This window comes from Nocardioides sp. P4_G4, assembly GCF_056401085.1.
This window is the reverse complement of sequence record NZ_JBFUKA010000132.1, coordinates 1-8,437: the sequence shown is the minus strand read 5'-3', so window position 1 is coordinate 8,437 and position 8,437 is coordinate 1. Positions and strand designations below refer to the sequence as shown.

Annotated in this window: 9 protein-coding genes; 8 read left to right on the top strand and 1 reads right to left on the bottom strand. The window is 73.4% G+C overall.

What is annotated here, in order from left to right:
* Window positions 1-205: 205 nt before the first annotated feature.
* Window positions 206-574, top strand: a complete 369-nt coding sequence (locus AC1DQF_RS20480; protein ID WP_477527074.1) for a single-stranded DNA-binding protein — start codon at window positions 206-208, stop codon at window positions 572-574.
* Here AC1DQF_RS20480 and AC1DQF_RS20475 read toward each other — a convergent pair.
* The gene (locus AC1DQF_RS20475; RefSeq protein ID WP_477527073.1) at window positions 534-1,664 is read right to left on the bottom strand and encodes a DUF1015 family protein; all 1,131 of its coding nucleotides are present in this window, start codon (window positions 1,662-1,664) and stop codon (window positions 534-536) included. The two genes, AC1DQF_RS20480 and AC1DQF_RS20475, sit on opposite strands and share 41 nt — an antisense overlap.
* A gap of 47 nt (window positions 1,665-1,711) precedes the next feature.
* On the opposite strand from AC1DQF_RS20475, the gene AC1DQF_RS20470 reads away from it, so the two are divergent.
* From AC1DQF_RS20470 to AC1DQF_RS20440, 7 genes are all read left to right on the top strand, one after another.
* Window positions 1,712-2,734, top strand: a complete 1,023-nt coding sequence (locus AC1DQF_RS20470) for an HAD-IIA family hydrolase (protein ID WP_477527072.1) — start codon at window positions 1,712-1,714, stop codon at window positions 2,732-2,734.
* A 10-nt stretch (window positions 2,735-2,744) separates the two neighbouring features.
* Entirely contained in the window at window positions 2,745-2,951 is a 207-nt protein-coding gene (locus tag AC1DQF_RS20465) for a hypothetical protein (protein ID WP_477527071.1), read from the top strand.
* 5 nt (window positions 2,952-2,956) lie between these two features.
* Window positions 2,957-3,796: a TlyA family RNA methyltransferase gene (locus AC1DQF_RS20460; RefSeq protein ID WP_477527070.1), complete on the top strand. Its 840-nt coding sequence runs from the start codon at window positions 2,957-2,959 to the stop codon at window positions 3,794-3,796.
* Window positions 3,793-4,785 (top strand): NAD kinase, encoded by a 993-nt coding sequence (locus AC1DQF_RS20455; RefSeq protein ID WP_477527069.1) that lies wholly within the window; start codon window positions 3,793-3,795, stop codon window positions 4,783-4,785. The genes AC1DQF_RS20460 and AC1DQF_RS20455 overlap by 4 nt, the downstream gene beginning before the upstream one ends.
* Complete coding sequence (recN, locus tag AC1DQF_RS20450) at window positions 4,778-6,529, top strand: DNA repair protein RecN (RefSeq protein ID WP_477527068.1); 1,752 nt, start codon at window positions 4,778-4,780, stop codon at window positions 6,527-6,529. Before AC1DQF_RS20455 ends, recN begins: the two co-directional genes overlap by 8 nt.
* Window positions 6,530-6,621: 92 nt before the next feature.
* On the top strand, window positions 6,622-7,821 hold the full coding sequence (gene steA, locus AC1DQF_RS20445) for a putative cytokinetic ring protein SteA (protein WP_477527067.1): 1,200 nt from the start codon (window positions 6,622-6,624) through the stop codon (window positions 7,819-7,821).
* Window positions 7,821-8,437, top strand: a 617-nt coding sequence (locus AC1DQF_RS20440; RefSeq protein WP_477527066.1) for a copper transporter, incomplete at its 3' end; no start/stop codon positions are given. The genes steA and AC1DQF_RS20440, both read left to right, overlap by 1 nt.

Here is an 8,437-nt window from a genome sequence, read left to right as displayed (position 1 = left end):
AACATTGGGAGAGGGGTCGCCATCAGGCGGCCCCTCTTTCCCATTTCTGCCTCTTTTTCGCCTTGTCTCCTGGCCCATCCCGTTCGGGGGTGGGCCCTTGTGCATCCACAGGCTCTTCTTCGTGGTGTCGTGTCCACCGAACGTGGTCGATCCCGGCCGCGGGTCGGTGGGTTCCTCCAGTCTGGGTGCTGGAGGTGGTGTGCACATGGCTGCACGTACAGCTGTCGGCCCCGAGGTGGGCCGGGAGGACGACGTCAACGTCGTGCGTCTGGTGGGTCGGCTCTCGGCGCCGGCCATGGAGGTCGTGCTCCCGAGCGGAGACACGCTGTGCTCGTTCCGCGTGGTGGTGGGGCGCCCGGAGGGACACCCGTCCTCACAGCGGGTCGACGCCCTGGAGTGCAGCACCGTGCTGGGCAGGGTCCGTCGGTCCGCCACCTCGTGGCAGGCGGGCGACGTCCTCGAGGTCGAGGGCGCCATCCGGCGGCGGTTCTTCCGTACCCCGTCCGGTGCCGCGTCCCGGGTCGAGGTGGAGGTCAGCTCTGCTCGGCGGGTGCGACGTGCAGGGACCTCATGAGCACACCAAGGCTCGGCTTGGGCTGGAAGGACGTGGCCTTCTCCGGCAGGAGTCGGCCCCGGTTGATGACTCGGACCACGTCCGCGAAGTCGGGAGCCGGGAGCAGGACGGCCGTCGTGGCGGTGTCGGCCAGGCCCAGAGCCTCCTCGACGCTGTGGTGGTACGCGACCTGCGACGTGGGCAGGGTGGACAGCAGATCGCGGTGCAACCACTCCACCGGCAACAGGCCGCGCTGGGGAGCCTCGATGACCGCCCACTTCTCGCCGTCGGTGGCCGTGAGGCGGCCGGGCGCGAGGGCGCTGAGCGCCGTACCGGCGTGGACCGTCCGCGTCGTGCCGCCGGCGGCACGCGCGGAGGACAACAGGTCCTCGAGGCGCACTGCGCTGACCGTGCGATGGATCGCGCCGAGGAAGAGCCCGGTGTCTCCCTGGTCCACCAGCATCGCCAGCCCGCTGTCCCAGGCCGTCCCGGGCTGCTCCTGCTGGAGACGGAGGTAGGCGGCGTAGCGATGGTGACCGTCGGCGATCAGGGCGGCGGACTGCGCGAGGGAGGTGTTGACCATCTCGATATCGGCGGGTCCGTCGATGCGCCACAGGCGCTGGCGCTGGCCGGCCCGGTCGGTGTACTCACGATGTGGTGGCGTGGTCACCAGGTGGCGCACGAACGCGCGCACGTCGGCGGGACCGTCGTGCACCAGCAGGATCGGCGCCGGGTTCATCTCCATCTCGAGCATCCGGTCCGCGAGCTCGTCGACCTGGACCGGGTGGATGCCCTCGTGCGGCCACACGGCACGGTCGTCGAGGCCGGTGGCCCGGCGGGAGRGGTCGAGGGCGCCGACGATCCCGCGGACTGTGAGCCCTCCCGCGGTGTACTCGTGCAGATAGAGGGCGGGCGCCTCGTCCGTGACGACGTGCCCCCGTCGCTCCCACTCCTGCAGGCGCCCGGCCACCGACCGATAGGGTCGCGCGAAGGCGCGTGCCGACGCCGGATCGCCGACCCGGGCAGGGGAGAGCATCATCCCCCTGAACGCGGTGAGCTCCAGTGGCTTCGCGGCGTACGGCGGCGTGACCACGGTGGCGGCGAAGTCCATCGAAGCATCGTAGGGGCCGAGGACTCTCGGCCGGTGGGAGGGTGAGAGTGCTCAAGTCGCGCGACGGCTCGTTGCTGGAGTCGTATGACCTGGTGATGTTCGACCTCGACGGGGTGGTCTACGTCAGCGGGGAGGCCATCGACGGCGTGCCGGACCGGCTGCGCCGGGTGCGGGAGGCGGGCGTGCACCTCGCCTTCGTCACCAACAACGCCAGCCGGACGCCCGAGAAGGTCGCGGGAAACCTCGTCGCGCTGGGGATCGACGCGGACCCCTCCGACGTGGTCACCTCCGCCCAGGCGGCGGCCCGGGTGGTGCGCGAGCGGTTCGGTGCCGGGGCGCACGTGCTGCTGCTCGGTGGCGTCGGTCTCGAGGCGGCCCTGGCGGCCGAGGACCTCGTGGCCCAGACCGAGCCCGACGACGACACGGTCGTGGTCGTCAGCGGCTACGGACCGGACGTCCTGTGGAAGGACATCATGCGGGCCGCGACGTTGGTGAAGGGCGGCCTGCCGTACGTCGCCAGCAACGCGGACATGACCATCCCGACGGACTACGGGCAGGCCCCGGGGCACGGGGTGCTGGTCCGGGCGATCTCCGACTTCGCCGGGGTGGAGCCCGTCGTGGCCGGCAAGCCCTCGCGTCCCCTGCTCGACGAGACGGTGCGTCGCGTGGGTGGCCGGCGACCCCTCATGGTGGGGGACAGGCTGGACACCGACATCGAGGGCGCCCGGGCGGTGGAGGTCGACTCCCTCCTGGTGATGACCGGGGTGACCCATCTGGCGGAGCTGGTGGCCGCCGCCCCGCAGCTGCGTCCGACCTACGTCGCCACGGACCTCGAGGGCCTGTTCGACGACCATGGCGTCCCCGAGGTGGAGGAGGGCGCCGCCACGCTGGGCGGCTGGACGGCCCGGGTCGTCGACGGCCGGTTGGAGGTGGACGGATCGGGCGAGCCGTCGGACTTCTGGCGCGTCGCCGCGGTCGCCGGGTGGGCCCACCTCGACGAGACCGGGGAGGCGCCGTCCGTCGAGGGCGTGTCGGTCCCGGACGTCCCCCGCCCCGTGTCGCACGGGTAGCGTGCGCGGAATGGACCAGCAGCACCACGACCAGCAGCACCACGACCAGCAGCAGCACGACGCGCAGGACCCCGAGGGCGCGACGGGTGTGGCCGAGGTCGATGCGGTGCTGTCCTCGCTCGACGGCCTGGCGGACAGCCCGGTCTCCGAGCACGTCGCGGTGTTCGAGAGCGCCCACGAGCGGCTCCGGCGTGCGCTCGACGCCCCGTCGGGCTGAGGGCGATGCCTCCCCGCCGTCTCCGGCTCGACGCCGAGCTCGTCCGCCGTGGACTGGCCCGCTCACGTGAGCACGCCAGCGAGCTGATCGCCGAGGGGCGCGTCAAGGTCAGTGGCGCGGTGGCGACCAAGCCGGCCACCGGGATCACCACCGATGTGGCGATCGTCGTACGCGAGGATCTCGGTCGGCCCGAGTACGTCTCGCGGGGCGGGCACAAGCTCGCCGGCGCCCTGGCGGCGTTCGCAGAGCACGGACTGCAGGTCGAGGGCAAGCGGTGCCTCGACGCGGGTGCCTCGACGGGAGGGTTCACCGACGTCCTGCTGCGCCACGGCGCCCGCGAGGTGGTGGCCGTCGACGTCGGCTACGGCCAGCTCGCGTGGTCCCTGCAGAGCGACGACCGCGTGGTCGTGCACGACCGCACCAACATCCGAGAGCTGACCCTCGACCTGGTCGGTGAGCCCGTCGACCTCGTCGTGGGCGACCTCTCCTTCATCTCCCTCGAGCTGGTCCTCGACCCGCTCCTCGCGGTCACCGCACCCGAGGGGGCGCTGGCCCTGATGGTCAAGCCGCAGTTCGAGGTCGGCAAGGACCGGGTCGGCAAGGGCGGCGTCGTACGCGACCTGGCCCTGCGCGCCGAGGCCGTGACGACCATCGCCGAGGCCGCGGCACGGCGGGGCTGGGGGGCCGTCGCGGTCACCACCAGCCCGTTGCCGGGCCCGTCGGGCAACGTGGAGTTCTTCCTGCTGCTGCGGCGGGGTCCCGCGGCCGTCGGCGGCGACGAGATCGCTGCCGAGGTGCAGCGCTCCCGGTCGCTGGGGGTACCGGGTGAGAGGGTGGGCGAATGACCGAGACGACCGCCCCCGCGCCGACGCCGGACGACGTACGCCGGGTGCTGGTGCTGGCGCACACCGGTCGTCCCGAGGCCCGCGAGGTGGCCCGCGCCTGCGTGGCTGCCCTCACCGGTCACGCCATCGTGGTCCGACTCCTGGCCGAGGAGGCCGCCGACCTCGGCCTGTCGCCGGGATGCGGTGAGCCGGCCATCGAGCTCGTCGACGCCGCCCAGGAGGCGGGGGAGGGCTGCGAGCTCGCCCTGGTCATCGGCGGCGACGGATCCATCCTGCGTGCCGCCGAGATGACCCACACCAGCGGGACCCCGCTGCTCGGCGTCAACCTGGGTCACGTCGGCTTCCTCGCCGAGGCCGAGCAGGACGACGTGGAGTCGACCATCGACGCGATCGTGTCCCGGCGCTACGCCACCGAGGAGCGGCTGACTCTCGACGTCAGCGTCTACCACGACAAGGAGCTGGTCGCGGAGACCTTCGCGCTCAACGAGGCAAGCGTGGAGAAGGCGGCCCGCGAGCGGATGCTCGAGGTCGTGGTGGAGATCGACGGCCGCCCCCTGTCCCGCTGGGGCTGCGACGGGGTCGTGTGCGCCACTCCGACCGGGTCCACCGCCTACAACTTCAGCGCGGGTGGCCCCGTCGTGTGGCCGGGCGTCGAGGCGCTGCTGATGGTCCCGATCAGCGCCCACGCCCTCTTCGCCCGACCCATGGTCGTGGCCCCGACGAGCGTCCTCGCGGTCGAGCTCCTCGCCACCACCCAGGGGGCCGGCGTGCTGTGGTGCGACGGGCGGCGTCCCGTCGACCTGCCGCCGGGGGCCCGCATCGAGGTCCGACGCGGCAAGCGCTCGGTGCGCCTCGTCCGCCTCCACCAGGCGCCGTTCACCGACCGCCTCGTCGCGAAGTTCGACCTGCCGGTCGAGGGCTGGCGCGGCACGGCCGAGCGGCGACGCCGCGAGGTCGTCCCCGTCGGGGAGGGCAGCATCGATGTTTGAGGAGATCCGCATCAGCTCGCTGGGCGTGATCGAGTCGTCGACCCTCGAGCTCGGCCCGGGGCTGACCGTCATCACGGGTGAGACCGGCGCCGGCAAGACCATGGTCGTGACCGCGCTGGCCCTGCTGCTCGGAGGCCGGGCCGACACGGGCGCCGTACGCTCCGGCTCCCCCCACGCCCGCGTGGAGGGCGTCGTCGAGGCCAGCACCCTGCCCGGCTTCCTCGCCGCCGTCGACGAGCTCGGCGGGGACACCGAGGACGGCCGTGTCGTCGTGGCCCGCAACATCGCCGCCGAGGGACGCTCCCGCGCCTGGGTCGGCGGCGCCTCCGTGCCCGTGTCCCGGATGGCCGACGTCACCGAGCCGCTCGTGGCGGTGCACGGCCAGTCCGACCAGCACCGACTGCTCCGGGCAGGCGCCCAGCGCGACGCGCTCGACCGGTTCGCGGCCGGTGCCGTCGACGGGCTCCTGACGCAGTGGCAGCGCCTGCATGCCGAGCTCACCGCCGTCGAACGCGACCTCGACGACGTCGTCACCCACGCCCGCGAGCGAGCGCTCGAGGCCGACCGTCTCCGCTTCGGCCTGGGGGAGATCGAGGCCGTCTCACCGGAGCCCGGGGAGGACTCCGCCCTCGCGGCCGAGGAGTCGCGGCTGGGCTACGCCGACACCCTGCGCACCGCCGCCGAGCAGGCCCGCGAGGCCCTCTCGAGCGACGACGACGTCCCCGACGCGCTGGCCACCACTGCCACCGCGAGGACCCTGCTGGACGGGGTCCGCGACCACGACCCCGAGGCCGGCGAGCTGGCCGACCGCCTCGCCGAGCTCACGTACCTGCTGTCCGACCTGGCGGCCGACGTGGCGTCGTATGCCTCACGGCTCGAGGTCGACCCCCACCGCCTGGCCGCGGTCAGTGAGCGTCGGGCGGCGATCACCGCCCTGACCCGCAAGTACGGCGAGACCGTCGAGGACGTCCTGGCCTGGGCGCAGGAGGGCTCGTTGCGCCTCCTGGACCTCGACGACACCGACGGCCGTGTTGCGGAGCTGCGTTCCGAGCAGGAGCGGTTGCGCACCGAGCTCGCCGATGCCGGGACGCGCCTGTCCACGGCTCGGCAGGTCGCGGCCGGATCGCTCGGCACGCAGGTGAGCGCCGAGCTGACCCAGCTCGCCATGCCGCACGCGGTCGTCACCGTCGCCGTCGCCCAGCACGAGGTGGCCGAGCCCGAGCGGCCCACGCCCGGCGTGCTGCGCGTGGGCAAGCGGTGGCTCCGGGCCACGGCGAGCGGGCTCGACGAGGTCGAGTTCCTGCTCTCCGCCAACTCCGGCAGCGACGCCCGCCCCCTCCACAAGGGGGCGTCGGGCGGTGAGCTGTCGCGCGTGATGCTGGCCCTCGAAGTGAGCCTCGCCGAGTCCAACCCGGTGCCGACCTTCGTCTTCGACGAGGTCGATGCGGGCGTGGGCGGCAAGGCCGCGATCGAGATCGGCCGCCGGCTGGCGGTGCTGGCCAGGCGCGCCCAGGTGCTGGTGGTGACCCACCTCCCGCAGGTCGCGGCGTACGCCGACCGGCACGTCGTCGTGCACAAGCAGAGCGACGGGACCGTCACCACGTCGGGGCTCGTCGTGCTCGACGACACGGCCCGTGAGAAGGAGCTCTCCCGGATGCTCGCCGGCGTCGAGGAGTCCGACTCCGCCCGAGCCCACGCCCGCGAGCTGCTCGACACCGCTGCACCCGCCCGCGCCGGCGCCTGAGCCGGCGTGACACCGGGAACACCCGGCGGCCTGACACGCCGCGCCCCGGCGTCCCGCGAGGCGCCACCCACGGCTGACACCATGAGGCGGTCATGAGGATCTCCACGCGGCAACGCTCCGCCCCCGCCCTGCCGGGCCTGTCCGGCACCGCCCGCGTCGACCGTCGTACCGCCCACCTGCTCTCGCGGGTGCGTCCCGGCGACATCGCGGTCGTCGACCACCAGGACATGGACCGTTCGACCGCCCAGGCGCTCGTCGACGCCGGGGTGGGTGCCGTCCTCAACGTCTCGCCGATGATCTCGGGGCGCTACCCCAACCTCGGACCCCAGGTGCTCGCCGCGGCGGGCGTCGTCGTGGTCGACGGTTGCGGCGCGGAGGCGCTGACGGCCGTCAAGGACGGTGCCCGCGTCCGGCTCCACGAGGGCGCCCTCCACGTCGACGACCGACAGGTCGCCGCCGGTCGCGAGGTCGACCTCGACCTCGTCGAGACCGAGATGGAGTCCGCCCGCCTCGGCCTGCGCGCCCAGCTGGAGAGCTTCACCCACAACAGCACCGAGTTCCTGCGCCGCGAGCAGGACCTGCTGCTCCACGGTCGGGGGGTCCCACGGACCGCCACCGACCTGGCCGACCGCCCGGTCGTCGTGGTCGTCCGCGGCCACGACTGGGAGCAGGAGCTCGCCGGGATCAAGCCCTTCATCAAGGAGCAGAAGCCGGTCCTCATCGGTGTCGACCTGGGCGCCGACGCGCTCCGCGACGCGGGCCACCAGCCCGACATCGTGGTGGCCAGCGCCACGGCCGACGACCTCCCCTCGCTCGAGGTGCTGCGCAAGGCCACCGACGTCATCGCCCTCGTCGAGCGGGGTGCCACCCGGGCCGCCACCGAGCGCCTGGACCGATCCGGCATCCGCCCGCTGCGCTTCGAGACCGGCGCGACCACCGAGGACGCCGCCCTGGTCCTCGCCGACACCGGCCGGGCCAGCCTCATCGTGGGCGTGGGCATGCACGCCACCCTGGACGACTTCCTCGACCGGCGGCGTGCGGGCCTGGCCAGCACCTACCTGACCCGCCTCAAGGTGGGACCCCGCCTCGTCGACGCCGCCGCCGTGCCGCGGTTGTACGACGGCGCCGTGCGCCCCAGGCACCTCCTCGCCCTGGCCCTGGCCGGACTCGTCGCCCTCGGGGCCGCCATCGGCGTGACCCCCGTGGGCCAGGAGTGGGCCGATGCGATCGCCACGGCCGCCGGCCCCACCACCACCGACCTGATCGACAGCCTGCAAGGACTCTTCCGTTGATGACGTTCCGCCAGCACCTGACCACCCTCGTGGCCCTCTTCGTGGCCCTCGCCGTGGGCATCGTCCTCGGTGGGGGGTTGCTCTCCGACGTCACCGAGGCCGCACCGACCGAGGTGGGCGCTCAGACCGACGCAGGCCCCCAGGCGGCGTACGCCGAGAGCTTCACCGGCGCGGTCGCGCCCACACTGGTGGCCGGGAAGCTGGCCGAGCGCTCGGTCGCCCTGGTGACGGTGCCCGGCTCCGACGAGCAGGTCGTCACCGCCCTGAGCGAGCAGGTCGCGGCTGCCGGTGGCACGGTGTCGGCGCGCTACGACCTCACCGAGACGATGGTCGGACCCGACCAGAAGACCCTCGTCGACACCCTCGGCAGCCAGCTGATGACCCAGCAGGGAGACGCGATCGCTGCCGACGCGGCGACGTACGACCGGATCGGCCAGCTCATGGGCCTCGCGGTCGCCACCACCACGGCCGAGGGCGAGGCCGCCAACGGCAAGGGCCGGGCGATCCTCGAGAGCCTCACCGGTGCCGACCTGGTGACCGCACCGGGTGAGGTCGATCGGCGGGCGCCGCTCGTGCTGGTGGTCCTGGGCGACGAGCCGGCCGCCGAGGGCGGTGA